The organism is Mesorhizobium australicum (genome assembly GCF_900177325.1).
GTDB lineage: Bacteria > Pseudomonadota > Alphaproteobacteria > Rhizobiales > Rhizobiaceae > Mesorhizobium_A > Mesorhizobium_A australicum_A.
On sequence record NZ_FXBL01000004.1, the window covers coordinates 70,801 to 94,968 of the forward strand.

Here is a 24,168-nt window from a genome sequence, read left to right on the forward strand (position 1 = left end):
ATGTGGCGATCACTGTCCGACTTTCAAGATGGCGGGGTCGTGGCCGGTCGCCCGCATGAAGCGCACGAGGTCGTCCGGCGCGATCGATGTCGTCGCGGTATTGACCAGCGGATGGCCGTTGACGACGTCGTAAGACATGAGTTCCTCGTCGAGGATCGCCTTCACCTGACCGCCCTCGTCGTTGATGACGCCGAAGGCGGTCACCGCGCCGGGCACGACGCCGAGATAGTCCATCAGCTTTTCGGGGTTGCCGAAGGACACCCGGCTCGCCGCTCCGATCACCTGATGGATCGACTTGAGATCCACCTGCGTATCCTCTCCCACCGTGACGAGGAAGAAATTGTCCTTCTTGTCCTTGAGGAACAGGTTCTTGGTATGGCGTCCGGCGATCTCGCCGCGCAGCGCCTGCGATTCGGCGACGGTATGAAGCGGCGGATGCTGTCTGGTCGTCACCTCGATCCCGAGAGAGGAAAGGAAGGCGAACAACTCGTCTTGTGTCTTCGGCATGGCGTCGATGCTCGTGTGCGTGCCTGCTCTAGGCCCAAACCGCGCCGCTGCCAACCCGCAACATGCCGCATCGCGAGCATGGCGCCGTGTGCCTCGCACCACCAGCAGAACCCGGTTCCGCGGCCTTTCGCTCCGTCGACAGTTGCATCGCACAATACATGATTTCCCTGTTGCATTCGCCATGCGCTTCAGCCATATAGGCGCGGCTTTCGGCCTTCGGGCCGTGCGAGCGGGTGTAGCTCAGGGGTAGAGCACAACCTTGCCAAGGTTGGGGTCGAGGGTTCGAATCCCTTCGCCCGCTCCAGTTTTCTTCAAGAAAATCAAATGCTTAAAAAGCGCCCTCGAGGCGCTTTTTTGCTTACACCGCCTGTGCGACGGCTATGTGTAAGCAGCATGTAAGCACAAGAATGGGCGTTTTTGGATATGGCAGTGTGATTTTGGCGCCCGCCACGCCCTTCTCGGCGAGAACGATCCGCTGTCTGCAGGACACGACCACCGACTCCTTCGATCGAGGAAGGCACGATCTGCTCATCGAATCGCAGATGCCTGCAATACCTGGGTTGGCGATTCCAGAGTTCGGAATCATTGCCGGTCGCTTGGAAGTTGTCCTGTCCGAGGCGACCGACGTTGCCGAAGCCAGCTGGTAGCGATTGTTGCGGGGGGCAACCATCTTCACTTGTCGTATGCGAATGGCCGGATCATGAAGTCGATCGATGTTGCCGAAGTGACCACGCGACTAAATGCGATTTAAGAGAAGAGCGATCACCTCAGTATTGCTTGTTTACGTGACGGCCTGAGTGCCTACATTCCTCATTGGTCGATGACAGTTTCGATTCTCTGGCAGCTAGAGTTAGATGACCGTCCTCGTTCTAACCTCTCGACGTTGGCGAGAGAACGGCGGTTCATGGCGGAACCGTTATCGTTTCCGCTCTGCCGCCATGTTCTGCGCGGTGGCCACGAGGCGCAACACGGCGCGCTTCGGGTTGGAATCAAGCCAGACCGCACGGAGTTGGCAGCGACTACGTTCTCCAACAATTGTCCGCCAAACAGCGCCCTCAACGGTTGCCGCCTTGGCTAAGCCCTCACCGGCCAATGTAAAGCCCTTGCCCAATCGAACTTTGATCATGACAGTCGCCTGGCTGGCATGGCACTGCTCGACGATCGGGGCATGCGACCCGCCAACAAAATGCTCAAGGAAGGAGGAATCAAACTGGGGCCCGTCCGGTCCTAAGGGAACGAGCAGCTTTTCTCCAGCGAGTGCCTCCCAAGTGAGAGTGTCCCGAATTGCCAACCTGTGGTTTGACGGCAGTAGGACGGACAACCCTTCCTCCCAGATGGGTTCACTGCGGCAGGATCGTATATCGGCGCAACTGCACATGAATGAGATGTCCAGATGGCGGCGGCGGATTGCCGTGGCTTGATTTGCGCAGGAACCATCGCGGAAAATCACATCAATGTCGGGATGAGTGGCTCCGAATCGGTCGACGAGACGTAACAGGAATTCTAGTCCTATAGGCACACAAAGGCCGATACGCAGTTTTTCTCCGTCCGTGTTGCGGCGCGCCGTCTGAAGAAGGGCCTCTTCAAGGCTGTTATAGTGATCCTGGACGCTCTCGATCCAGAGCTGGCCTTCGTTTGTCAGGCGAACGCCATTGTTGTGGCGTTCAAAGAACTGAATCTCGAGAAGTTGCTCAATTGCGCTGATATGTCGGCTGACAGTCGATTCCTGAACGCCCAATGCCTGCGCGGCCCGTCTCATACTGCCGCAAGCAATGGCGGCGCGAACATATCGGAGGTGGCGAAGTATTTCGACGTTCAAAGCGGCATTCTCCGGGTGCTAACCTGACTACTGCGAGCGGCACCTGGCGATAAAAGGGGCCAGCAATTCAGCGGCAGCCGGCGCTGGCCACGCCAAACTGCTTTCTCAGGCGTCGCGCTGCATGATCCATTCGACCGAGGGGTCAGCCACAAGCCTCCACTTCCGTAGCGGTCCTGCCATAACGTTCAGGTAGTACATCTCGAATCCATAAGGCGCGCCGCAGGGGTGGTGGCCGCGGGCCCCAAGAGCTACATCACCGTCATGCATCGCCATCATCTCGTTTAACTGCAGATCATCGGTGTAGATGCGCTGGATGCCGAAGCCCGAGGCTGGATTCAGGCGATGATAATAGGTCTCTTCCAGGTAGGTGATGCGCGGATAGTTCCATATGGTAGCCGTCCTTTGCCGCCCGCCAGAGCGTATGCAACGCGCCGGGCATCATTCCGGGAGCACACATGGCGACCGTGTCCGGACTGGCTTGGCGCACCGCCCCAATAACTAGTCCATCGGAGGGAAGCGCATTGTCGTCGGCCTCCGGCGCAGCGAATACCCGGTCCATCGTTGCAAACCACCTGTCCCGGGCCGAACACCATGCCCATGCCGCCGATCGACGTCATCAGCATCATCTCGCCCGACATCGACCAATGTGGCTGCCTCTTGGCGTTCGACGCGTCGAGAAAATGCATGCTCAGCTCACTCCTGGCGTGCCCTACAAAGTCTTCATATGCAAGTTAGTGTTGCGGCAGAGTGAACAGCTGACGACTCGCAAAGGTCATCGGTTTCGGGTCCGGGCGTCATTTGCGAGCGGCGAAGAGATATCCGATAGCCGCGGCCATGATGAGTTGCACCGCACTCGCGAATTCCGGCGATACATACAGATGCTCGTCCGCGCCAATCCTTTCAGGGGCGGAAGAAAGGCCCGGCAGGAACCCGCCATATTGCAACCAAACGAGCACGATCGCACCGCCCAGTGCGCCGGCCGCTGCAAGTTTCAGGAACGACAACGCGCCTGATCCGGTGTCAGTCGCCGGCGTGGAGGCATATGCAGTCTGGCTCGTGGAATCGTGGCGTGGTCGGGTGCTACCTGCCTGTGCCGTCGAATCCGGACGCTGGATCACGAGGCGGTCGTCCGCGATGCCGACTGAAGTCGAAGCGCTTTCACCCTGTCGTGACAGAATTTCCTGTCCGAACTTTTCGAAAAAGGCGGCGGACATCTTCTTCGCCGTCGCGTCGATCAGGCGCCCCCCCAGTTGTGACAACTTGCCGCCGATCTGGGCGTCAACTTCGTAGCGGAGCAACGTACCATCATCGACGGAATCGAGTCGCACGACCGCGGTCCCCTTGGCAAAACCCGCAACTCCGCCCTGACCTTCGCCACTGATTGTGTAGCCATTCGGAGGATCGAGATCCGAAAGCGTCACGGCGCCCTGGAATCGCGCGCTCACCGGGCCGACCTTGATCACCGCTACCGCCGTCATCTGGGTATCTGATGACTTCGTCAGTTCTTGGCATCCCGGTATGCACACCTTCAAGATTTCGGGGTCATTCAGGGCGTTCCAGACTGTTTCCCGGTCGGCGGGAATGAGTTGCTGTCCTTGCATGTCCATTTGCAGTCTCTCCTGCCGCGCGGGGACGGCAGCGCCGTCCGGTCCGCGGCCCCCTGTTTCGATGGTCCGGGTCCTTGACATCAAAATAAATAGTCTAATAATGCAAGTTATCAATGGGCGCAACCGTGTGTTTGCGATGGGAGGCGACGGCGACCGAGGACATGTATCGGCGCGGTCGGAGAGCCATCGCAAGCATGAAATGGTCGCCGGCCCGGACGATCCGGGTCTGAACGAGTTGCCGGGAACTGCCGTGACAGCATGAAACCTGCACCCTTCAAATATCTGCGTGCGCGCACGGTCGACGAGGTTACCGAAGCGCTTTCGGCCGCCAGCGGGGAAGGCAAGATCATCGCCGGCGGTCAGAGCCTGATGCCGATGATCAATTTCCGGCTTGTGAAGCCGGCCGTGCTCATCGACATCAATAACGTTCCCGGCCTCGCTTCGATCGGACTGGAAGGTGACCGATTGCGCTTGGGCGCGACGGTCCGGCACCGGATGACGGCGACCGATCCTCTTGTCCGCGACCGGGTGCCCATCGTGCATGAGGCCATGCATCATGTCGCCCATCTGACGGTTCGCAATCGCGGCACGTTCTGCGGCAGCGTCTGCCATGCCGATCCAGCTGCGGAAATGCCGTTGATGACGCTGCTCCTCGATGGAAAGATCGAGGCAGCTTCCGTTCGTGGTAGCCGGACGATCGCCGCGGCCGACTTCTTTGCCGGTGCCCTCGTGAACACCCTCGAGCCGGACGAGTTCGTGACGTCGATCTTGATCGACACCCTCTCTCCCGACACGGGGTGGGCTTTCAAGGAGTTTGCTAAGCGGCATGGCGACTTCGCGCTGGCCTGTGTCGCGACCACGTTGCGGCTCCGGGACGGTGTGGCCGCGGACGTCCGTTTCGGCATGATGGGGGTTGGAGAAACACCGCTTCGCCTGGGTGGGGTAGAGGCACTCGTGGAAGGCAGGCAGGTTTCGGCCGAACTGCTGGATGAGGTGGCAAGCCTGCTCGCCGATACGCTGGAGCCGAATACGGATCTTCATGCGTCGGCGGATTATCGGCGGCGTCTTGCCGGCAAGCTGGCGCGCCGCGCCCTTTCCGATGCCTGGCGCAGGGCATCCGCTTCCGGGGACGCGCAGCAATGACCGAGATCGAAATCACCCTCTCCGTCAATGGCCTGACCTACACGCGCAGGGTCGAGCCTCGTATGCTGCTCAGCGACTTCCTGCGGCACGAACTGGGACTGACCGGAACCCATGTCGGATGCGAGCACGGCGTCTGCGGGGCGTGTACAGTTCTCCTCGATGGAAGGAGCGCACGGTCCTGCCTCACTTTGGCGGCCCAGGCCGAAGGCGTCCAGATCGATACGATCGAGGGGCAGGGCACGCCCGAACAACTCGGCAGAATCCAACAGGCGTTCCAGAACCATCACGGGTTGCAGTGCGGTTTCTGCACGCCCGGCATGATCATGACCATAGCGGACATGCTGAAGCATCACCCGCTCGAGACGGACGAGCAGATCCGCGAGGCGCTGTCGGGCAATATCTGCCGCTGCACCGGCTATCAGCACATCGTCAATGCCGTCCGCGAACTTGCCAGGGAAAGAGGACCGTTGAAATGAAGATGCATCTACTTGCGGGAGGACGCCTGCGCATGCGGCGGTCGATCTATGTACCCGGTGCCGCGCGCGAAGAGACGATCGAGCTGCCGGTCCACGCGTCGTTGATCCGGCATCCGAAGGGCAACGTGCTGTTCGACAGCGGATGCAGCCCCGAGGCGGCGAGCGATGCGGAAGGGCGATGGGGTGGGCTCGCAAAGGTGATGACGCCGATCTTCAGACCCGAGCAAACCGTCTTGAGTGAACTGGAAAATCTCCGCCTGTCACCCGACGACATCGACGTCGTGGTATGTTCGCATCTCCATCCTGATCATTGCGGATGCAACGAGCATTTTCGTCGTGCGACGATCTATTGCCACGCCGCCGAGGTAGCGGCGGCGAAGGCGGAGGGCGGAGAACAGCAGGGCTATCTTCCCCGCGAATGGAACCAGCCCCAGGGCTTCGAGCAGTTCAACAGTGAGCATGACCTGTTCGGAGACGAAAAGATCGTGCTGGTGCCGATGCCGGGCCACACGCCCGGCCTGACGGTTGCCAGAATCGCTCTCGATCGCGACGGGGTCTTCGTTCTTGCCTCCGACGCCGCGCCATTGCAGGCCAACATCGACAGCGGGGCGCCGCCGAAAAACACATGGAACATGGATCTGGCGGCCGACGCGCTTGCGCGGCTCAGGCGCTTCCGCGACCAAGGGGAAACCGTCATCTCCGCTCATGACGAGGAGCAGTGGCAGCGACTGCGCAAGGGCGCAGCTTTCTACGAATGAGCAGGGCTGATTTCTCGGTCGAGCTGCGTCCGAAGCTCGTTGGCAAACGCATCAAGCGGACGGAGGACCCGCGCCTTCTTGCCGGGGTGGGGCGCTACGTCGACGACATGAACCCGCAGGGAACCGTCCATGTCGCGGTGCGTCGGTCGGACCAACCCCATGCCCGGATCGTCGGCGTGGATGTCGGCGACGCCCTGTCGGTTCCCGGCGTGGTGGCCATCTACGAGGCAGCGGACATCGAAGGCGAGGTGAACCCCGCGATCCCGAGCTCGCGAATGCCGGGATATTACGCGACCCCGATCTGGCCGTTGGCCCGAGGGAAAGTCCGCTATGTCGGCGAGCCGGTCGTCGCCGTCGTTGCAGAAAGCCGGTATGCGGCGGAGGACGCGCTCGAACATATCTCAATCCAGTACGACCCACTGCCATTTGCAATCCGTCAGGTCGATGCGGTCGAAGACGATGCCCCTCTTCTCCACGAAGAGGCGGGAACGAATGTCATCATCAAACGCGAGTTCAAGCGTGGCGATGTCGACAGCGTGATCGCCTCTGCTCCGGTCACCGTCAAGGGTCGGTTCCGGATGACACGCAAGACCGCCGTTGCGATGGAGAACCGGACCTACCTCGCGGAGTGGGATGCCCGAAGGCAATCGCTGACGCTTCACACGTCGTCCGGCAGTCCCGGAATCATCCGCGACGTTCTGTCCGACTGCCTCGACCTGCCGGCGACGAGATTGCGCGTCGTCGCCCCGGATGTCGGCGGAAGCTTCGGGGCGAAGGGGTCGCTCTATAATGAAGAGATGCTCGTCTGCATTCTGGCCCGCAAGCTGGGGCGTCCGGTCAAGTTCACCAGCGACAGGCTGGAGGATCTTTCCGCCACCAGCCAGGCTTGGGATGAGCTGATCGACGCCGAGCTGGCCGTCGACACTGACGGAACGATGCTGGGGCTTCGTGCCGACGTCATTGGTGATATCGGCGCCTTCGCCATCTATCCGTGGACGGCTGCGCTCGAACCCGTGCAGGTGGTCAGCTTTCTGCCCGGTCCCTACAGGATGGAGCACTATCGTGGACGCATCCGCGGCGTCCTTACGCCGAAGCCGCCGACCGGCCCGTATCGCGGCGTCGGACGGCCTTCCTCGACCTTCGCGATGGAGCGTCTCGTCGACATGGCTGCGCGCAAGCTCGGCATGGATCCGGTAGAGTTTCGGCGCCGCAATCTCGTCAGGGACGAGGAGTTCCCCTATCGCACCGCTTCCGGCATCATCTGGGACAAGTCCGCTTTCCAGGATTGCCTGAAAGGGGCGTGCGATCACGCGGACTATCCCGCTCTCACGCAGGAGAGAACGGCGGCGCGTGCCGCCGGACGATGGGTTGGCATCGGCCTTGCGAGCTACGCCGAACTCACAGGCATCGGCTCGCGCATATCCGTCGCTCCGGGCATGCCCATCAATACGGGAACGGAAACATCGCGGATCGAGATCGATTCGACCGGCTCCGTGACCGCCGCATTCGGCGTCGCCTCGCACGGGCAAGGCCTGGAAACCACCCTGGCGCAGATCATCGTCGACGAGATGGGCTGCAAGCTGGAGGACATTCTGGTTCAGCATGGCGACAGCGCGCTCGTCCCCATGTCGACCGGCACCTATGCCAGTCGCTCCGCCGTTCTGGGTGGAGGGGCGGCCATTCTCGCTGCGAGGGCGGTGAAAGCGAAGGTGCTGCGCGCAGCCGCCTATCTGATGGAGCAGGATGTCGCCGATCTCGACATGCATGAGGGGGTCATTTCAAGCCGCACTTCCAATCTCACCCTGACGTTGAAAGAGGTGGCCACGGCAGTCTACAAGCAGATGGGACGTATCCCGCTGGAGCAGCGGGACGATCTTGTGGCCTCCGAGACTTATGATCCCTTTCTCGGTACGGCATGCTCGTCGACGCATCTGGCGATGGTCGAAGTGGACCCGGATACCTATGGTGTCAGGATTCTCCGCTACGTCGTTGCCGAGGACTGCGGGAAGATCATCAACCCCATGATCGTCGATGGACAGGTCCACGGAGCGGTCGCGCAGGGTATTGGAGCGGCGCTGCTGGAAGAGATCGTCCATGACGATCAGGGACAGGCGGTCACCGCAAGCCTCGCGGACTATCTGGTGCCGGTCGCGACCAATGTGCCCGATATCGGCATCGTCCATGTCGAAGCGGACCTGCCGGCCAATGTCGGCGGCTTCCGGGGGATGGGGGAGGGCGGCACGATTGGCGCGCCGGCCGCGGTTGCGAATGCCGTGGCCGACGCGCTCGCGCATCTCGGTGTTTCCGTCGAAACGCTGCCCATAACGCCGGAGCGGATCTTCAGGTTGCTGGAAAGGCGGTCCGATAGCTGAACGGCGTATACCCGTTGCCAAATCGATCATCAGACATTTCGTGCTGTTCGACATGGACACGAAGTGTGCGACGGTCGTATTCGGTTTTTCGAAAAGCCGAAACCTGCCTAACATGCGTCCTTAGACATGACAGATACATCGATGAATCCGGGACGACCCGAGCGGCATTGCTCTGTGCGGAAAACTGTCGAGATCGTTCTCGACAGCTGGACGTTCCTCATCATCCGCGAGGCCTTCTTCGGCGTTCAAAGCTTCGAGAAGTTTCAGCGCCGCCTCGGCATTCCCCGCCAGACGCTGTCGACGCGGCTGGCGGCGCTCGTCGAGAACCAGATTCTCGTACAGGGCCGTAGACAGGGCGAGCGCGCCAGCGGCTATTTCTTCACGGAGCGAGGCAAAGACCTGTTCTCCACCATGCTGGCGCTGATGGAGTTCGGCGACAAATGGTTGACAGGAGGCGAGCGGCCGCCGCTGCAACTTATTCACACCCGCTGCGGCTGCGAATGCCACCCCGTCACCGTCTGCTCCGAATGCCTTGAGCCGGTCAATGCGCGTGACGTGACGTTCCGCGACGGCCCGGGAGCGGGCTATTCGCCCTACGAGATCAAGCTCAGGAGCCGTCGCAGTTCCGATCCCGCGCTTCTGGAGCGCGTGCGCCCCTGCTCTGTCGCGCGCACGCTCCAGATCATCGGTGACCGCTGGAGCTTCCTGATCCTGCGCGAGGCGTGGTTCGGCGTGCGCCGTTTCGACGAGATGATCGACAAGCTCGGCATCGCCACCAACATCCTGTCCGACCGGCTCGCGCATCTGGTTGAAGCGGGCGTTTTCCGCAAGGAGCCGTACCGCAAGGGCGGCGACCGTTTCGAGTACCGCTTTACGGAGATGGGCAAGGATCTCTATCGCCCGATGATCGTGATGATGCGCTGGGGCGACCGCTGGCTCTCCGACGGCAAGCCGCCGCTCAGGCTGCGTCATCGCCTGTGCGGTTCCGACTTCGAGCCGCTGGTGGTTTGCAGCCATTGCAAGGAGCCGATCGTCGCCAACGAGACCAATTATATCTTGACCTACGAGCTGGATGAGTAGGCTGTGGCCGCGGAGGACGGCGGGGAGCCCGCCGTCCTCCGGGCCTTCAGTCTTTACCCGCCCAGCGGAAGTACCATGCGCGCAATTCTCCGAAGATGCCTTTGCGGAACAGCATCACGCAGACCATGAAGATCACGCCGATGATGAAGGTGATCGGCAGACCGCTGGTGGACAGATAATGTTCCAGCGCGACCACGAAAGCCGCGCCGATGCCGGGGCCGATCAGCGTGCCCATGCCGCCGATCAGCGTCATCAGGATGACCTCGCCAGACATGTGCCAGGTCACATCGAGTAACGAAGCCACCTGAAACGCGATCGCCTTGAGCGCGCCTGCGAGACCCGACAGCGCAGCCGAGAGGGTGAAGGCGATCAGCTTGTAGCGGTTGGGCTGGAGGCCGAGCGACGTCGCCCGCGCCTCGTTTTCCTTGATCGCCGCCAAGACGTGGCCGAAGGGCGAATGTACCGTGCGCCATATTACCAACAGGCCGAATGCGACCAGCGCCAGCACGACATAGTACATCGCCAGCGAATCGGCGAGGTTGACGAGGCCGAACAGCCGGCCGCGCGGCACGGCGGTGATGCCGTCCTCGCCGCCGGTGAACGGCATCTGGATGGCGAGGAAGTAGATCATCTGCGCAAGCGCCAGCGTGACCATAGCGAAGTAGATGCCCTGCCGCCGGATCGCGAGGAAGCCGAACACAAAGCCGAGCAGCGTCGAGAAGGCGACGGCGGAGAGGACCGCAAGCTCGAAAGGGAAGCCCCATACCTTCGCCGAATGCGCGGCGACATAGGCCGCGCCGCCGAAGAACGCAGCGTGGCCGAGAGACAGGAGTCCCGCGAAGCCGAGAACGAGGTTCACTGCGGAGGCGAAGAGGACGAAGCACAGGATCTTCATCAGGAATAGCGGGTAGACGAAGAACGGCGCGGCGAGCGCGACGGCTGCGAGGCAAGCGAGGCACACCGCGCTAAGAGGAACGCCACGGCGGGACGAGGTGGTGGTGGTGGCCGACTGGATTGACATGGATTCCTACCTCTCGCGCCCGAACAGGCCATTCGGCCGGACCATCAGGACCAGGATCATGATGATGAAGACGGTGATGGCCGAGGCGGTGGGGAAAAAGACCTTGGTGAGACCCTCGATGACGCCGAGCGCGAGACCCGTCAGGATCGTGCCGACGATGGACCCCATGCCGCCGATCACCACGACCGCGAACACGATGATGAGAAAGTTCGCGCCCATGCCGGGGCTGACTTGATAGATCGGCGCGGCCAGCGCCCCGGCGAAGCCGGCCAGACCGACGCAGAAGGCATAAGTCAGCGTCAGTAGGAACGGCACGTTGATGCCGAACGCCTGCACCAGCGACGGATTCTCCGTCGCGGCGCGTAGATAGGCGCCGAGCCTCGTGCGCTCGATGGCGAACCATGTGCCGAAGCAGACCACCAGCGCGATGACGATGACCCAGATGCGGTAGAGCGGCAGGTACATGAAGCCGAGATTGTAGCCGCCCGACAGCTCGGGCGGCAGGGGATAGGGCTTTCCCGCCGAGCCGTAGACATACCGGAACAGGCCTTCCAGCGCCAACGCGGCGCCGAAGGTGAACAGCAGGCTGTAGAGGTGGTCGACGCGATAAAGGTGGCGCAACAGAAGCCGCTCGCTGACGGCGCCGATCAACCCCACCGCGATCGGCGCGATCAGTAGGCCGGGCCAATAGCCGACGCCCAGATAGCTGAACACCATCCAGGTGACGAAGCCGCCCAGCATGTAGAACGCGCCGTGCGCGAAGTTGATCACGTTCAGCATGCCGAAGATGATTGCGAGGCCGAGGCTCAGAAGGGCGTAGAAGGAGCCGTTGATGAGGCCAAGCAGAACCTGCCCAGCGAGAACGGCGACCGGAACGCCGAATAGTTCAATCATGGCGGTCTTCCATTCGTTGCGTTGCGGTCACACGCCCAGGTAGGCGTTAAGCTTGTCAATGTTCGCGGCCAGCGCGTGATTGGCTACCTCGTCGATCACGGCGCCCTGCTCGACCACGTAGTGGCGGTCGGCGATGGCGGCGGCGAACTGAAGATTTTGCTCGACGAGCAGGATCGTGAGCCCGCGGTCCTTGAGGACCTTCAGCGAGGCCGCGATCTGGTCGACGATGACCGGCGCGAGGCCCTCGGTCGGCTCGTCCAGCAGGATGAAGTCGGCGCCGGTGCGAAGGATGCGGGCGATCGCCAGCATCTGCTGCTCGCCCCCGGAAAGCCGCGTGCCGACCGTGCGCGCCCTGCCCTTCAGGTTCGGAAACAGGGTGTGGATCTCTTCGATTGACATGCCGTCCTGCCGCGTCACCGGCGGGAGCATCAGGTTCTCGGTCACGCTGAGGGAAGCGAAGATGCCGCGCTCCTCCGGCACGTAGCCGATGCCGAGGCGCGGCACCTTGTGCGGCGCGAGCGCGATGATGTCGACGTCGCGATAGCGGATCGCGCCCTCGCGCTTGCGCAGGATGCCCATGATGGCGCGCATCGTCGTCGTCTTGCCCGCCCCGTTGCGGCCGATCAGCGTGACGATCTCCCCTGCTCCGACATTTAGGGTCATGCCGTGGAGAACATGGCTTTCCCCGTACCATGCATGGAGGTCGCGAACGTCCAGTCGGGTTTCGCCCGCATCAATGGGCATGGTGACCGCCTCCCATATAGGCTTTCTGGACTTCGGCGTTGGCCGAGACTTCCGCATAGCTGCCTTCGGCCAGGACCTCGCCGCGCCGCAGCACCGTTATGGTGTCGGACAGATCGGCGACGACGCCGAGATTGTGCTCGACCATCAGCACCGTGTGTGAACGCGACACCGTGCGGATCAGGTCGGCAGTCCGCGCGATGTCCTCGCGTCCCATGCCGGCCATCGGTTCGTCGAGCAGCAGCACCTCGGGGTCGAGCGCCAGCGTGGTGGCCAGCTCCAGGGCGCGCTTGCGGCCGTAGGGCAGCTCCACCGCGCTGACATGTGCGAATGCGGCAAGCCCGACGGAATCGAGAAGCTCGTCGACGCGGCCGTTGAACGCGTCGAGCCTGCTGTCCGACTTCCAGAACGAATAGGTCGCGCCGGAGCGCGCCTGCAGCGCCACGCGCACGTTCTCATGCACGCTGAGATGCGGGAATACCGACGAGATCTGGAACGAGCGCACCATCCCCTTCCGCGAGATCTCGTCGGGGCGAAGCGCGGTGATGTCCTCGCCCTTGTAGAATATCCGTCCCTCGGTCGGGGCGAGGAACTTCGTGATCAGGTTGAAGAGCGTGCTCTTGCCGGCGCCGTTCGGCCCGATCAGGGCGTGAACCGACCCGAGGCGCACGCGCAGGTCGACCTTGTTGACCGCCACGAAGCCGTGAAAGGAGCGCGTGAGGCCGCGCGCCTCGATGATTGGCTGTTCTTCCGACACGTCTCCTCCCGCCGGTTTTTTGAAAGGCAGTTCGCCGCCGATTGCGACAACGACGTTCTCCGGGCGCGCATTTTTTGTTGCCGCCGCTTGACACGAGCAAACCATATGGCGTCTAATAATGCAAGTTACAAACTTGGAAATGTGATCGGCAATCCGCAGGCATATGCTGTTTTCGAGCTGTGTGCGGATGCGTATGGAGGTCCGATAACGCCAGTTGTAATGGGAGCCAAGGGCATTGGGCCGCGCTCGAACCGGTGGAGGAACAAGGAAATGGCGAACTCAAGAAAATCGTTGCTGCGCGGCCTGGCAGGCGCGCTTGCTGCCGGGTCCGTCCTGGCATCGTCCGCGGTGCTGGCGCAGGACGGCCCCGTCAAGATCGGCGTGCTCACCGACATCTCCGGCCAGTTCTCGCACGAGGCCGGGGAAGGCTCGATCACCGCCGTCAGGATGGCGATCGAGGATTTCGGCAGTGAGGTGCTTGGAAAGCCGATCGAGTTCGTTTCGGCCGACCATCAGAACCGTACCGAGGTCGCCGTTGCAACGGCGCGCGGTTGGTACGAGAACGAGGGTGTCACCCTGATCGCCAACCTGATCAATTCCGGTATCGCGCTCGCTGTCGCCCAGGTCGCCAAGGAGGAGAACGGCATCGCCATCGTCAACGGTTCCGGTTCCTCGCGGCTAACCAATGACGGCTGCACCCCGAATTCGATCCACTACGCCTACGACACCTATGCACTGGCCAACGGCACCTCGAAGGAGCTGATGCGCCAGGGCAAGAACAACTGGTTCTTCCTGACCGCCGACTACGCATTCGGCCATGCGCTCGAAGGAGACGCCTCCGCCATCGTGACCGCCGAGGGCGGCCAGGTCTCGGGCGCGATCCGCTATCCCATCGAGACGTCCGACCACAGCGCCTTCATGTTGCAGGCGCAAGCTTCGCCTGCCGACGTGGTCGCGATCGCAGGATCAGGCACCACCTTCATCAACGCGGTCCGCTCGTCGCGCGAGTTCGGCCTGACGCAGTCCGGCAAGACCGTCGCCGGCCTGCTGGTCTGGCTGACCGACGTCCACGCGCTCGGCCTCGACATCGCCCAGGGCATGATCCTGACCAACGCCTTCTACTGGGATCGCGACGAAGGCACGCGCGCCTTCGCAGCCAAGTTCGAGGAGCGGATGGGCCGCAAGCCGCATATGGGCGACGCAGGCGACTACTCGTCCACCATGCACTATCTAAAGGCCGTCAAGGCAGCCGGCACGACGGAAGCGCAGGCCGTGATGGCGAAGATGCGCGAGACGCCGATCAACGATTTCTTCGCGACCAACGGCGTCATCCGCGAGGACGGCCGCATGGTCCACGACATGTACGTCTATCAGGTGAAGACGCCGCAGGAATCATCCGGCGAATGGGATGTCTACAACCTCGTCTCGGTAATCCCCGGCGACGAGGCCTATCGCCCCCTGTCGGAAAGCCAGTGCCCGCTGGTGAAGCAATAGACCGCGTCCTCCCAGACGCCATGCGGCGGCCGCCTCAGGCGGCCGTCGCGCCCGGCCGCCTTCCGGTTGGAAGGCGTGACGAGGACCAGTCACGGACCGGAGTTCATGCCCGACATTCTTTGTGAGATCGAAGACGGTGTCGCAACCGTCACCCTAAACAGGCCGGCGCTGCGCAACTCCGTCACCTACGCGATGTGGCGCGAGGTGGGCGACATCTTCGCGCGCCTCGATGAGGACCGCTCTGTCCGTTCAGTGCTCTTGACCGGCGCCGGGGACGACTTTTCCGCCGGTGCGGACATTGCCGAATTCGGCGCGACACGCGACGACAAGGCCCAGAGCGCCGCCTACGAAGTCGCGGTCGACTATGGCTGCGCCCGGATCGCCCATATCGGCAAGCCGGTGATCGCGGCGACGAAAGGCTATTGCCTGGGCGGCGCGGCGCACCTGGCAATGTCCTGCGATTTCCGGTTCACCCATCCCAAGGCGATCTTCGGCATCCCCGCTGCAAGGCTGTCAATCGTCTACGGGGTGCAGGCGACGCGCAAGCTTGCCGCGCTCGTCGGATTGGCCGAGGCCAAGCGCATCCTCTATTCGGCCGAACGGTTCGACGCGCGAAAGGCGCTGTCGATCGGCTTCGTCGATCGCGTGGACGACGATCCTCTGGAAGCGGCGCGGACCTATGCGCGATCGCTCGCGACGAGCGCGCCCCTAACCATCGCCGGCGCGAAATACATCCTGAACGGCGGCGCGCTCGGAACGTTCGACGCGGAAGAGGCGGCGAGGATGATCGGCGCCGCGAGCGACAGCCACGATTACCGGGAAGGCCGTGCCGCCTTCGCGGAAAAGCGCCCGCCCGCCTTCATCGGGGCGTAGCCGGAAACGAACCAGGGCCACGCAGGGCCGATCGACACAACGAGAACACGGAGACTGGAAATGAAGCTTGGCCTTGAAGGGAAAGTGGCGCTGGTCACAGGCGGCGGTCGCGATGTCGGCGGCGATATCGCGAAGCTGCTTGCCGCCGAGGGCGCGAAGGTCGCGGTCAACTACAGGCGCTCGGAGGCCGAAGCTGCAAGCGTGGTCGAGGTCATTCGCGCGGCGGGCGGCGTGGCGAAGGCGTGGAAGGCCGACGTAAGCGACTATGCCGAGGTCAAGACCATGGTCGACGCGGTCGTCGCCGAATGGGGCAACCTCGACGTTTTGGTCAACAATGCCGGCTATGTAAAATACGGCAAATTCGTCGACAGCACGCCGGATGACTGGAGAGCCCAGATCGACGTCTGCCTCTACGGTGCGATCAACTGCTGCCACGCCGCGGCGCCGCACATGATCGCTCGCAATGGCGGCCGCATCGTCAGCCTGGTGGGGGACAGTTCCCGAATCGGTGAAGCGAACCTGTCTATCGTCGCCGCCGCCCGGGCGGGAACCATCGCCCTCAGCAAGTCCCTCGCCAAGGAGCTCGGCCGCAACAACATCACCGTTAACGCGCTCTCGCTCGGCCTCGTGCAGACAGCCCATTCGGATGCCGATTTCCTGGCCAAGAACATGGACAAGATCGTCAAGGCCTATCCGCTGCGGCGCATCGGCAACCCGGACGACATCGCGCCGGCCGTCGCGTTCCTCGCCTCCGACAATGCCGGCTGGATCACCGGCCAGGTCCTCAGCGTGAACGGCGGTTTCTGCATGGTTTGAGGTGCGGGCAGCAGCGGATTGACTGTCGCCAGGAGGAATAGATGATCAGAACCGATCTCATCGCGCCGGTTGCCGAATTGCTGAAGCGACAGGCGCTGCGATTTCCGCATAAGGCGGCCTATGCCGATGCGGACAGTGCCATCACCTATAGCGAATTGGAAGGCGCGGTGACCAAACTGGCGACACAGCTCCGCTCCCTGGGCATTGTTCCGGGGGCGAGTGCTGCGATCTGGCTACCGAACTCCGTCGACTGGGTCGTTGCCTGCCTTGCCATCGTCAGGGCGGGTGGGATCGCCGTTCCGATCAGCTATGAAGCGACGACCGCGGAAGCCTCCTACAGGCTGGATGATTCCGGCGCCCTCGTCCTCATCACGACCAGCGCCCGACGTGAGATGCTCGACGCCGCAAGCCCGGACACGATCATCCTGACCGATACGGCGGACGAACTGGGCGCGCTTTCGTTCAGGACGCTCTGCACGACGCCGGTTGATGGCGCGGTGCTCGAGGCCGACGATATCGATGGGGTTTCCTATATCATCTACACCTCCGGCACCACGGGTCGGGCCAAGGGGGTGCTGCTAACGACCCGCAGCATGCTGTGGGTCACTGCCGCCTGCTGGGCGCCGATCCTCGGACTTGAAGAAAGCGACAAGGTCCTTTCCCCGCTGCCGCTGTTCCATTCCTACGCCCTCAACATCTCAGTGCTCGGCATCCTCGCGACAGGTGCAAGCGAATACATCATGGAGAAGTTCTCTACCCAGGGGGCCATCGACCTGCTGGGCAGCGGGGGGTTCACCATCATGCCCGGCGTCCCGACTATGTTCCACTATCTCCTCCAGGCAGCGCAGGCTTCGGGGACCAGGCCATTCGCGTCCGTCAAGCGCTGCGCGTCTGCCGGGGCCATCATGCCCGCCAGCCTGAACCAGGAGTTCGAGGCATATTTCGGGGTCGAGCTGCTCGACGGCTACGGCATCACGGAAACCTCGACCATGGTGACGATGAACTGGCCGGGAAAGAGCCGCGTTCCCGGATCGTGCGGCCTGCCGGTTCCCGGCGTCGCGGTGCGGCTGGTCGATCCTTTCACAGGGCTCGATGTCGAAACGGGACAGGAAGGCGAGCTTATATGCCGCGGTCCCAATCTGATGCGCGGCTACCACAACAAGCCACAGGAGACCAATGACGCGCTCCGCAACGGTTGGTATCACACGGGTGATCTTGCGCGTTCCGATGTGAACGGCTTCTTGACCATCACCGGCCGCCTGAAAGAGATCATCATCCGGGGCGGACAGAATATCGCGCCGGCTGAGGTCGAGGAGGCGATCCTGCCGCTCGAGGGGGTGAAGGATGCAGCGGTGGTGGGCGTGTCGCACGCCTCACTCGGCGAGGTTCCTGTCGCCTTTGTCGTCGTCAAGGAGGGATTCGTCGTCGATGGCGACAAAGTCGTCGCGCATTGCCGGTCGACCCTGTCCAGCTACAAGGTTCCAGCTGCCGTTCACCTCGTCGCGGAGATTCCCCGTACGGGATCGGGCAAGATCATGCGCTTCAAATTGCGTGAACTCGTGGACAAGCCAACCGGCGCCTGAAAACGCCGGCGAAGAGGAAAACCAGATGTCTCCCTTCACTTTCAATACGACGCCCTCGGTTGCCTTCGAGCCCGGCGCGGCGCGGCGGCTGGGCAAGATCGCCGGGGCACGGCTGGGCGGCTCGGTGCTGTTCGTCACCGATCCCGGCCTGCGCAGGCTCGGCCTGTGCGACCCGGCAATCGCCTCGCTGGAGGCGGCGGGGATTGCCGTCGCCGTCTTCGACGCGGTCGAGGCCGACCCGTCTCGGGCGACGCTGATGAGGGCGGTGGAAGCAGGCAAGGCGGCCGGCGCGACCGGCGTCGCCGGCTTCGGCGGCGGCTCGTCGCTCGATGTCGCCAAGCTCGCGGCCCTGCTGATCGGCTCAGGCGAAGACCTCGACGGGGCATGGGGCGTCGGACAGGCCAAGGGACCGCGCCTGCCGCTGGTGCTGGTGCCGACCACGGCCGGCACCGGCTCGGAGGTGACACCGGTCTCGATCATCACCGTCGGCGAGGAGGAGAAGCGCGGCGTGTCCTCGGCGATCATCCTGCCAGACATCGCCATCCTCGACGCTGAACTGACGCTAGGGCTGCCGCCGGCGATCACCGCCGCGACCGGCATCGACGCCATGGTTCACGCCATCGAGGCCTACGCCTCGAAGAATGCCAACAATAATCCGCTGTCGCGGATGCTGGCGAAGCAGGCGCTGCAACTGCTAGGCGCGAACATCGAGAAGGTGATCGCCGATGGAAGCAACATCGAGGCGCGGGGCGCGATGCTGCTCGGCTCGATGCTGGCGGGTCAGGCCTTCGCCAATTCGCCGGTGGCGGCGGTCCATGCGCTGGCCTATCCGATCGGCGGCACGTTCCATATTCCGCACGGGCTGTCGAACGCGCTGGTGCTGCCGCATGTCCTGCGCTTCAACGCGCCGGATGCGGCGCATCTCTACGCTGAGATCGCCGCCGATGCCTTCCCACACCTGGTGGGCGAGGAAAGCACGCAAGGGCGTTGCGCCGCCTTCATCGAGGAGCTTGCCGCGCTGTCTCGGGGCGTCGGGCTTCAGCCACGGCTGCGCGATGTCGGCATCCCGGAGGAGGCGCTCGCCAAGATGGCTGCCGACGCGATGAAGCAGCAGCGGCTTCTGGTCAACAACCCGCGTCCGGTGACTGAGGCCGACGCATTCGCGATCTATCGGGCGGCCTGGTGATGGCGAAGCGTCCGACTCCCTCCGCGCGCGCCGACTACCACGCGTTCCAAGCGATCCAGACGCGCTGGATGGACAACGACATCTATGGCCACATGAACAACGTTGTGCATTATTCGCTGTTCGACACGGCGGTGAACGGCTGGCTGGTCGGCGCGGGCATGCTCGACATCCATAAGGGCGTGCAGATCGGGCTGGTGGTGGAGACCGGCTGCCGCTACTTCGCCGAAATGGCGTTTCCCGACCTGGTGACGGCGGGCATCAGGGTAGCGAGGCTAGGCAGCTCCTCGGTCCGCTACGAGGTGGGGTTGTTCCGCAACGACGAGGATATCGCAGCGGCGGAAGGTTTTTTTGTCCACGTCTATGTCGACCGCGCGACGAGGCGGCCGAAGGCGCTGGATGACAGGCTCAGGGCCGCGCTCGAAGGTATCGTCTCCATGACTGCCTGACGGTCGGATTTTTCATTCCAGAGAAGGATAACCACGATGTCCAGCCTCGAGTTGAAGGACGCCAGTCTGCTGCGCGGCGACTGCTTCATTGCCGGCGAATGGCGCAACGCCGCCAGCGGTAAAGTCATCACGGTCACAAACCCCGCGACCGGCGCACAAGTCGGCGTCGTGCCTTCGCTATCGGCGATCGAAACCAGGGAGGCGATCGACGGCGCGAATGCCGCCCTTCCCGCGTGGTCCGCCAGAACTGGCAAGGAACGGGCCGCCATCCTTCGCCGCTGGTTCGAGATCATCATGGCGAACCAGGACGATCTCGCCGCGATCATGACCGCCGAGCAGGGCAAGCCGCTTGCCGAAAGCCGCGGCGAAATCGCCTATGCGGCTAGCTATATCGAATGGTTCGCCGAGGAGGCCAAACGTATTTATGGCGATACGATCCCCGGCTTCTCCGCCGACCGCAGGATCGTGGTGCTGAAGCAGCCGATCGGCGTTTGCGCAGCAATCACGCCGTGGAATTTCCCTGCGGCGATGATCACCCGCAAGGCCGGCCCGGCGCTGGCAGCCGGCTGCACGATGGTGGTGAAGCCCGCCAGCCAGACCCCGCTTTCGGCACTGGCATTGTGCGTGCTGGCAGAGCGCGCCGGTGTGCCAGCAGGGGTACTGTCTTGCGTCACCGGTTCGGCGCGCGAGATCGGCGGCGAGCTGACGGCAAATCCGATCGTGCGCAAGCTCTCCTTCACCGGTTCGACCGAAGTGGGAAAAGTCCTGCTCAAGCAATGCGCCGATACGGTCAAGCGGACCTCGATGGAGCTTGGCGGGAATGCGCCCTTCATCGTCTTCGACGACGCCGATCTCGACGCGGCTGTGGAGGGAGCGATCGCCTCCAAATACCGCAATGCCGGACAGACCTGCGTGTGCGCCAATCGACTGTTCGCCCAGGCGGGGATCTACGACGCTTTCGTCGAGAAGCTATCGCGTCGCGTCGCAACCCTCAGGGTTGCCGATGGCGCGAGCGAAGGAGCGGAGATCGGCCCGCTGATCGACGAGGCGGCCCTCTCCAAGGTCGAGGAACTGATCGAAGACGCGGTCGGAAGGGGTGGGCGCGTGACCGTCGGCGGAAAGCGTCACGCGCTCGGAAGAACCTATTTCGAGCCGACCGTCATCGCAGGCGCGACGCCTGAAATGGATATCTTCCGCGAGGAGATCTTCGGGCCGGTCGCTCCCGTTATCCGCTTCGATGGCGAAGCCGAGGCGATCAGACTTGCCAACAGCACGCAGTATGGCCTCGCAGCCTACTTCTACGGCCGAGACATCTCGCGCGTCTGGCGGGTCGCCGAGGCGCTGGAGTTCGGCATCGTCGGCATCAACCAGGGACTGATCTCGACCGAGGTGGCGCCCTTCGGCGGCATGAAGGAAAGCGGAAACGGACGCGAAGGCTCGAAATACGGCATCGAAGATTATCTGGAGCTCAAGTACCTTTGCATGGGGATATAAGGCTTCACGCCAAATTCGGGGTCCGGAGATACAGACACTCTCCCCGGCCGGCTAGAGAGACTGCTCGTGGAGGGCTAGGCGGACAGATAGCGCCGGATTCCCTCTCGCATGCAACTGAGAATGCTCTCCTGGTTCTCCTCGAGGCGAAAGACCGGACCGCCGACGCCGAGGACCAAGACGCGACCAAAGCCGCGCTTTGGCAACGGCATCGCGATCACGCCCGCATCCGGCGTGATGATGTGCTTGGAGAACATGTATCCGTCGCGGCGGATGCCGTTGATGATCTTCATCAGCTCCTCAAGGTCCATTTGCTCCGAGGGCGGGCATAGCGCATTGATCCGCCGCATCAACCGAGCGATCTCCACGTCGGTGTGGGTGCTGAGCATGGTGCGGCCGATACCGCTGATCGCCAGCGGGCGAATGTCGCCCGGCTGCACCTCGAAGCGCAATCTCTTGCTGGTTTGCAGGCAGTGAATATATTGCGCGTTAAGATCGGACTGGGTGCTGATGTTGACCAGCTCGTCGAGCTCGCCGTGCACGAAATCGACCATCGCCAGTATTTCCGTCTCGCCGAACAGACCGGAATTCAGCCAGCTCCCCATCTGCGCGATGCGCATGGTCGGCATGTAGGTGCGGTTGTAGCTGTCGTAGAACAGGTAGCCGAGCGTCACCATGCTCTTGAGCAGCGCCGCCGCGCTCGACGTCGGATAGTCGTAGCGGGTTGCGATCTCCTTCAGGGAGATCGGCCGCTGCACGCTCTCAAAATATTCGAGCACCTCGAACACACGCCGCGCGGTCTTGATGGCTGGGTCGGTGTCGGTCACGATGTTCCATATATGTAGAATTTATTTCATGTGGAACAAAGCATCCGTATGTGGCAGCGTCAACTCCTTTCACGAGGAGCAAGGCCGAAATGGACGACGTTTTATTGCATGACCACAAAAACGGTGTGCTGACCATCACATTCAATCGCCCCGATGCCCGTAATGCGTGGAATCACGAACTGGAGGACGGGCTGCGCGGAGCCCTGCTCGCCGCCGATGCCGACCCTGAGGTCAAGGTCGTGGTGCTGACCGGGTCGGGCAAGACCTTCTGTCCCGGCCCCGATCCCAAGGCGATCTCGGCCGGCACGAGCCAGCGCCGGGTCGCGGTGTCGGACGACGATTTCGGCCAGCGCTACAGCTACATGCTCGGGCTGAGGAAGCCGCTGATCGCGGCGGTGAACGGCGCGGCCGCCGGCGTCGGCCTGTGCCTCGCGCTCTATTGCGACCTGCGCTTCGTCGCCGAAACCGCGAGGCTGACCACGGCTTTCGCGCGGCGCGGGCTGGTCGCCGAGCATGGCAGCGCCTGGATGCTGCCGCGGCTCGTCGGCACGATGAACGCCGCCGATCTGCTTTTGTCGGGGCGCGTGGTCGGCGCGCGCGAGGCCGAGGCCATGGGGCTGGCGCGCTGCCTGCCGGCCGAAGGGTTCCTCGACGCGGTCCGGGCCTATGCCGAGGACCTGGCGCAGAACTGCTCGCCGCGCTCGATGATGATCATCAAGCGCCAGCTGCACGGCGCGTGGTCGCAGTCGCTGGCGCGGGCGACGACGCTGGCCAACGAGGAAACGGCGCGCAGCCTCGAGGCAGCCGACGTGAAGGAAGGCATGGCGCACTTCATCGAGAAGCGGCAGGCGCGCTTTCCGCCCCTGTCATGAATCCATATATGTGGAAATGATAACATATATAGAAAATCAGTAGACGACAGAAAGATTGCCCCGTAGGCTTTCATTGGGAGACGATGCGCAAGCTCACTCCCGAGTGGAGGACAGATCCTGCCCGTCGTGCCACCGGCCGCAACGGGGGGATTCTTTCAGATTGGTGGAACCTGAGACCCTCGTATTGCGCGGGGGATGGCAGACCGTGGCCCGCGATCCGCGACATGCTCGCGGTCGGGCCGGGCACAAGGAGGAAACATGACGATTCGTATGAAAGCAGCCGCCGCGGCCCTGGCATCCGCGCTTCTGGGCGCGCCGATGGCCTATGCGCAAGACCCCGTCATCATCGGCATGGTCCTGCCGATGACCGGCGGCACCGCCGGCTACGGCAAGGACGGCAAGATGAGCGCGGACCTTGCCGCGGAGCAGATCAACGCCGCCGGCGGCATCCTCGGCGGCCGGCAGATCCAGCTCGTCTACGAGGACGAGAAGGGGACGCCGCAGGACGGCGTCGCCGCCGTCCAGAAGCTGATGACCCGCGGCGGCGCCAAGGCGATCATCGCCGGCATGAACAGCTCGATCACGCTGGCCGAGAGCGCCATCACCAAGAACCGCATCCTGCACGTCAATCCGGCCGCGCAGGCGGACGCGATCACCGAGCAGGGCTCGCCGTGGCTGTTCCAGATCAACAACACCACGACTGGCAACGCCAACACCTTCCACAGCTACCTGCTGCACACGATGAAGCCCAAGACGGTCGCGTTCATGGGCGAGAACACCGAGTTCAACAAGGCGCTGCTGGAGAACTTCAAGCACGCGGTGGAGGAGAGCGACGCCGAGCTGGTGGAGATCGCCAACTACGACGGCACGACAACCGATTTCACCTCGATCATCACCCGCCTCAAGGCTGCCTCGCCGGAGATGATCTACGTGGTCGACGCCTACCCGGCGCGCACCGCGCAGATCTGGAAGCAGATCCGCCAGCAGGGCGGCTTCCCGATGGAGGCCCATTCCGCCGGCACGGTCCAGCAGTCGGCGATCCTGCCGGCCGAGGGCGCGATGGAAGGCGTGGTCACCGGCGACATCTTCATCGCCGAGGGCGCGACCGGGGCGATGGCGGACTACATCAACGCCCATCGCGAGAAGTACAATGTCGAGCCGAACAAGGTTGGCCTCGTCGTCTACGAGGCGGTCAAGGTCGTCGCCGAGGCGATGGACAAGGCCGGCACCGACAGCGACTACGACCTGATCGCCAAGACCATCCGCGACAATGTCTGGCAGACGCCGCGCGGCGAGCTGGCCTTCGACGAAAAGGGCCGCTCCAAGGCGCCGTTCTTCTACATCCACACCGTGAAGGGCGACAACGTCGCGCTGCGCGAGACCTTTGACGTGAAGTGAGCCGAAG

General features: G+C 63.0%; 23 protein-coding genes, 1 tRNA gene and 2 pseudogenes. 16 read left to right on the forward strand and 10 right to left on the reverse strand.

The window, feature by feature from the left end; translation table 11 throughout:
* Positions 1 to 9 precede the first annotated feature (9 nt).
* Positions 10 to 507, reverse strand: a complete 498-nt coding sequence (locus B9Z03_RS02675) for a prolyl-tRNA synthetase associated domain-containing protein (protein ID WP_085462767.1) — start codon at positions 505 to 507, stop codon at positions 10 to 12.
* 229 nt (positions 508 to 736) lie between these two features.
* On the opposite strand from B9Z03_RS02675, the gene B9Z03_RS02680 reads away from it, so the two are divergent.
* Both B9Z03_RS02680 and B9Z03_RS02685 read left to right on the forward strand, forming a co-directional pair.
* Positions 737 to 811: transfer RNA gene (locus tag B9Z03_RS02680), tRNA-Gly, on the forward strand.
* A 103-nt stretch (positions 812 to 914) separates the two neighbouring features.
* Entirely contained in the window at positions 915 to 1,154 is a 240-nt protein-coding gene (locus B9Z03_RS02685; RefSeq protein WP_085462768.1) for a hypothetical protein, read from the forward strand.
* 269 nt (positions 1,155 to 1,423) lie between these two features.
* Here the strand turns inward: B9Z03_RS02685 and B9Z03_RS02690 are convergent, their stop codons facing one another.
* The 3 genes and pseudogenes from B9Z03_RS02690 to B9Z03_RS02700 form a co-directional block, all read right to left on the reverse strand.
* Positions 1,424 to 2,326, reverse strand: a complete 903-nt coding sequence (locus B9Z03_RS02690) for a LysR family transcriptional regulator (protein ID WP_085462769.1) — start codon at positions 2,324 to 2,326, stop codon at positions 1,424 to 1,426.
* A 105-nt stretch (positions 2,327 to 2,431) separates the two neighbouring features.
* A pseudogene (locus B9Z03_RS02695) lies at positions 2,432 to 2,710 on the reverse strand (5-deoxy-glucuronate isomerase); the annotation flags it as partial.
* A 410-nt stretch (positions 2,711 to 3,120) separates the two neighbouring features.
* Positions 3,121 to 3,933 (reverse strand): SRPBCC family protein, encoded by an 813-nt coding sequence (locus tag B9Z03_RS02700; RefSeq protein ID WP_085462770.1) that lies wholly within the window; start codon positions 3,931 to 3,933, stop codon positions 3,121 to 3,123.
* A 258-nt stretch (positions 3,934 to 4,191) separates the two neighbouring features.
* Here B9Z03_RS02700 and B9Z03_RS02705 point away from each other — a divergent pair, with 258 nt between their 5' ends.
* The 5 genes from B9Z03_RS02705 (at position 4,192) to B9Z03_RS02725 (ending at position 9,762) form a co-directional block, all read left to right on the forward strand.
* Complete coding sequence (locus tag B9Z03_RS02705) at positions 4,192 to 5,076, forward strand: FAD binding domain-containing protein (protein WP_085462771.1); 885 nt, start codon at positions 4,192 to 4,194, stop codon at positions 5,074 to 5,076.
* Complete coding sequence (locus B9Z03_RS02710; protein WP_085462772.1) at positions 5,073 to 5,552, forward strand: (2Fe-2S)-binding protein; 480 nt, start codon at positions 5,073 to 5,075, stop codon at positions 5,550 to 5,552. Before B9Z03_RS02705 ends, B9Z03_RS02710 begins: the two co-directional genes overlap by 4 nt.
* Positions 5,549 to 6,310 carry an MBL fold metallo-hydrolase gene (locus B9Z03_RS02715; protein WP_085462773.1) on the forward strand — a complete coding sequence of 254 codons (762 nt, stop codon included), beginning with the start codon at positions 5,549 to 5,551 and terminating at the stop codon, positions 6,308 to 6,310. Before B9Z03_RS02710 ends, B9Z03_RS02715 begins: the two co-directional genes overlap by 4 nt.
* Positions 6,307 to 8,682 carry a xanthine dehydrogenase family protein molybdopterin-binding subunit gene (locus tag B9Z03_RS02720; RefSeq protein WP_085462774.1) on the forward strand — a complete coding sequence of 792 codons (2,376 nt, stop codon included), beginning with the start codon at positions 6,307 to 6,309 and terminating at the stop codon, positions 8,680 to 8,682. The genes B9Z03_RS02715 and B9Z03_RS02720 overlap by 4 nt, the downstream gene beginning before the upstream one ends.
* A gap of 174 nt (positions 8,683 to 8,856) precedes the next feature.
* On the forward strand, positions 8,857 to 9,762 hold the full coding sequence (locus B9Z03_RS02725) for a winged helix-turn-helix transcriptional regulator (RefSeq protein ID WP_244561637.1): 906 nt from the start codon (positions 8,857 to 8,859) through the stop codon (positions 9,760 to 9,762).
* A 46-nt stretch (positions 9,763 to 9,808) separates the two neighbouring features.
* Here B9Z03_RS02725 and B9Z03_RS02730 read toward each other — a convergent pair whose 3' ends face one another.
* From B9Z03_RS02730 to B9Z03_RS02745, 4 genes are read right to left on the reverse strand one after another with little or no spacing between them, the layout of a single operon-like run.
* On the reverse strand, positions 9,809 to 10,783 hold the full coding sequence (locus tag B9Z03_RS02730; protein WP_085462775.1) for a branched-chain amino acid ABC transporter permease: 975 nt from the start codon (positions 10,781 to 10,783) through the stop codon (positions 9,809 to 9,811).
* A gap of 6 nt (positions 10,784 to 10,789) precedes the next feature.
* Positions 10,790 to 11,677, reverse strand: coding sequence for a branched-chain amino acid ABC transporter permease (locus tag B9Z03_RS02735; protein ID WP_085462776.1), 888 nt, complete (start codon positions 11,675 to 11,677; stop codon positions 10,790 to 10,792).
* Positions 11,678 to 11,704: 27 nt separating this feature from the next.
* Complete coding sequence (locus tag B9Z03_RS02740; protein WP_085462777.1) at positions 11,705 to 12,421, reverse strand: ABC transporter ATP-binding protein; 717 nt, start codon at positions 12,419 to 12,421, stop codon at positions 11,705 to 11,707.
* A complete protein-coding gene (locus B9Z03_RS02745) occupies positions 12,411 to 13,175 on the reverse strand; it encodes an ABC transporter ATP-binding protein (RefSeq protein ID WP_139832145.1) in 765 nt (254 codons plus the stop codon). The genes B9Z03_RS02740 and B9Z03_RS02745 overlap by 11 nt, the downstream gene beginning before the upstream one ends.
* Positions 13,176 to 13,445: 270 nt before the next feature.
* Between B9Z03_RS02745 and B9Z03_RS02750 the strand changes: the two genes are divergently transcribed.
* The 7 genes from B9Z03_RS02750 (at position 13,446) to B9Z03_RS02780 (ending at position 21,067) form a co-directional block, all read left to right on the forward strand.
* Positions 13,446 to 14,669 (forward strand): ABC transporter substrate-binding protein, encoded by a 1,224-nt coding sequence (locus B9Z03_RS02750; protein WP_085462779.1) that lies wholly within the window; start codon positions 13,446 to 13,448, stop codon positions 14,667 to 14,669.
* 105 nt (positions 14,670 to 14,774) lie between these two features.
* Positions 14,775 to 15,542, forward strand: coding sequence for an enoyl-CoA hydratase/isomerase family protein (locus B9Z03_RS02755; RefSeq protein ID WP_085462780.1), 768 nt, complete (start codon positions 14,775 to 14,777; stop codon positions 15,540 to 15,542).
* 60 nt (positions 15,543 to 15,602) lie between these two features.
* Complete coding sequence (locus B9Z03_RS02760; RefSeq protein WP_085462781.1) at positions 15,603 to 16,358, forward strand: SDR family NAD(P)-dependent oxidoreductase; 756 nt, start codon at positions 15,603 to 15,605, stop codon at positions 16,356 to 16,358.
* A 41-nt stretch (positions 16,359 to 16,399) separates the two neighbouring features.
* Positions 16,400 to 17,941 (forward strand): class I adenylate-forming enzyme family protein, encoded by a 1,542-nt coding sequence (locus B9Z03_RS02765; RefSeq protein WP_085462782.1) that lies wholly within the window; start codon positions 16,400 to 16,402, stop codon positions 17,939 to 17,941.
* Positions 17,942 to 17,966: 25 nt separating this feature from the next.
* Entirely contained in the window at positions 17,967 to 19,127 is a 1,161-nt protein-coding gene (locus B9Z03_RS02770; RefSeq protein WP_085462783.1) for an iron-containing alcohol dehydrogenase, read from the forward strand.
* Positions 19,127 to 19,573 (forward strand): acyl-CoA thioesterase, encoded by a 447-nt coding sequence (locus B9Z03_RS02775; protein ID WP_085462784.1) that lies wholly within the window; start codon positions 19,127 to 19,129, stop codon positions 19,571 to 19,573. Before B9Z03_RS02770 ends, B9Z03_RS02775 begins: the two co-directional genes overlap by 1 nt.
* 36 nt (positions 19,574 to 19,609) lie before the next feature.
* Positions 19,610 to 21,067, forward strand: a complete 1,458-nt coding sequence (locus B9Z03_RS02780) for an NAD-dependent succinate-semialdehyde dehydrogenase (protein WP_085462785.1) — start codon at positions 19,610 to 19,612, stop codon at positions 21,065 to 21,067.
* Between the two features lie 74 nt (positions 21,068 to 21,141).
* Here the strand turns inward: B9Z03_RS02780 and B9Z03_RS30585 are convergent, their stop codons facing one another.
* Both B9Z03_RS30585 and B9Z03_RS30590 read right to left on the reverse strand, forming a co-directional pair.
* Entirely contained in the window at positions 21,142 to 21,618 is a 477-nt protein-coding gene (locus B9Z03_RS30585) for an IclR family transcriptional regulator domain-containing protein (RefSeq protein WP_432417021.1), read from the reverse strand.
* Positions 21,619 to 21,723: 105 nt separating this feature from the next.
* Positions 21,724 to 21,891, reverse strand: a pseudogene (locus tag B9Z03_RS30590) (helix-turn-helix domain-containing protein); the annotation flags it as partial.
* An 89-nt stretch (positions 21,892 to 21,980) separates the two neighbouring features.
* On the opposite strand from B9Z03_RS30590, the gene B9Z03_RS02790 reads away from it, so the two are divergent.
* Positions 21,981 to 22,763 carry an enoyl-CoA hydratase-related protein gene (locus B9Z03_RS02790; protein WP_085462787.1) on the forward strand — a complete coding sequence of 261 codons (783 nt, stop codon included), beginning with the start codon at positions 21,981 to 21,983 and terminating at the stop codon, positions 22,761 to 22,763.
* A gap of 258 nt (positions 22,764 to 23,021) precedes the next feature.
* Positions 23,022 to 24,161 carry an ABC transporter substrate-binding protein gene (locus B9Z03_RS02795; protein WP_085462788.1) on the forward strand — a complete coding sequence of 380 codons (1,140 nt, stop codon included), beginning with the start codon at positions 23,022 to 23,024 and terminating at the stop codon, positions 24,159 to 24,161.
* The last annotated feature ends 7 nt before the right edge of the window (positions 24,162 to 24,168 follow it).

Coding starts and splice junctions, on each gene's coding strand:
- B9Z03_RS02755 (WP_085462780.1), top strand. CDS start 14,775: ATGCCCGACATTCTTTGTGAGATCGAAGACGGTGTCGCAACCGTCACC.
- B9Z03_RS02735 (WP_085462776.1), bottom strand. CDS start 11,677: ATGATTGAACTATTCGGCGTTCCGGTCGCCGTTCTCGCTGGGCAGGTT.
- B9Z03_RS02740 (WP_085462777.1), bottom strand. CDS start 12,421: ATGCCCATTGATGCGGGCGAAACCCGACTGGACGTTCGCGACCTCCAT.
- B9Z03_RS02730 (WP_085462775.1), bottom strand. CDS start 10,783: ATGTCAATCCAGTCGGCCACCACCACCACCTCGTCCCGCCGTGGCGTT.
- B9Z03_RS02675 (WP_085462767.1), bottom strand. CDS start 507: ATGCCGAAGACACAAGACGAGTTGTTCGCCTTCCTTTCCTCTCTCGGG.
- B9Z03_RS02790 (WP_085462787.1), top strand. CDS start 21,981: ATGGACGACGTTTTATTGCATGACCACAAAAACGGTGTGCTGACCATC.
- B9Z03_RS02765 (WP_085462782.1), top strand. CDS start 16,400: ATGATCAGAACCGATCTCATCGCGCCGGTTGCCGAATTGCTGAAGCGA.
- B9Z03_RS02775 (WP_085462784.1), top strand. CDS start 19,127: ATGGCGAAGCGTCCGACTCCCTCCGCGCGCGCCGACTACCACGCGTTC.
- B9Z03_RS02780 (WP_085462785.1), top strand. CDS start 19,610: ATGTCCAGCCTCGAGTTGAAGGACGCCAGTCTGCTGCGCGGCGACTGC.
- B9Z03_RS02720 (WP_085462774.1), top strand. CDS start 6,307: ATGAGCAGGGCTGATTTCTCGGTCGAGCTGCGTCCGAAGCTCGTTGGC.
- B9Z03_RS02715 (WP_085462773.1), top strand. CDS start 5,549: ATGAAGATGCATCTACTTGCGGGAGGACGCCTGCGCATGCGGCGGTCG.
- B9Z03_RS02700 (WP_085462770.1), bottom strand. CDS start 3,933: ATGGACATGCAAGGACAGCAACTCATTCCCGCCGACCGGGAAACAGTC.
- B9Z03_RS02710 (WP_085462772.1), top strand. CDS start 5,073: ATGACCGAGATCGAAATCACCCTCTCCGTCAATGGCCTGACCTACACG.
- B9Z03_RS02685 (WP_085462768.1), top strand. CDS start 915: ATGGGCGTTTTTGGATATGGCAGTGTGATTTTGGCGCCCGCCACGCCC.
- B9Z03_RS02760 (WP_085462781.1), top strand. CDS start 15,603: ATGAAGCTTGGCCTTGAAGGGAAAGTGGCGCTGGTCACAGGCGGCGGT.
- B9Z03_RS30585 (WP_432417021.1), bottom strand. CDS start 21,618: ATGGTCGATTTCGTGCACGGCGAGCTCGACGAGCTGGTCAACATCAGC.
- B9Z03_RS02705 (WP_085462771.1), top strand. CDS start 4,192: ATGAAACCTGCACCCTTCAAATATCTGCGTGCGCGCACGGTCGACGAG.
- B9Z03_RS02795 (WP_085462788.1), top strand. CDS start 23,022: ATGACGATTCGTATGAAAGCAGCCGCCGCGGCCCTGGCATCCGCGCTT.
- B9Z03_RS02770 (WP_085462783.1), top strand. CDS start 17,967: ATGTCTCCCTTCACTTTCAATACGACGCCCTCGGTTGCCTTCGAGCCC.
- B9Z03_RS02750 (WP_085462779.1), top strand. CDS start 13,446: ATGGCGAACTCAAGAAAATCGTTGCTGCGCGGCCTGGCAGGCGCGCTT.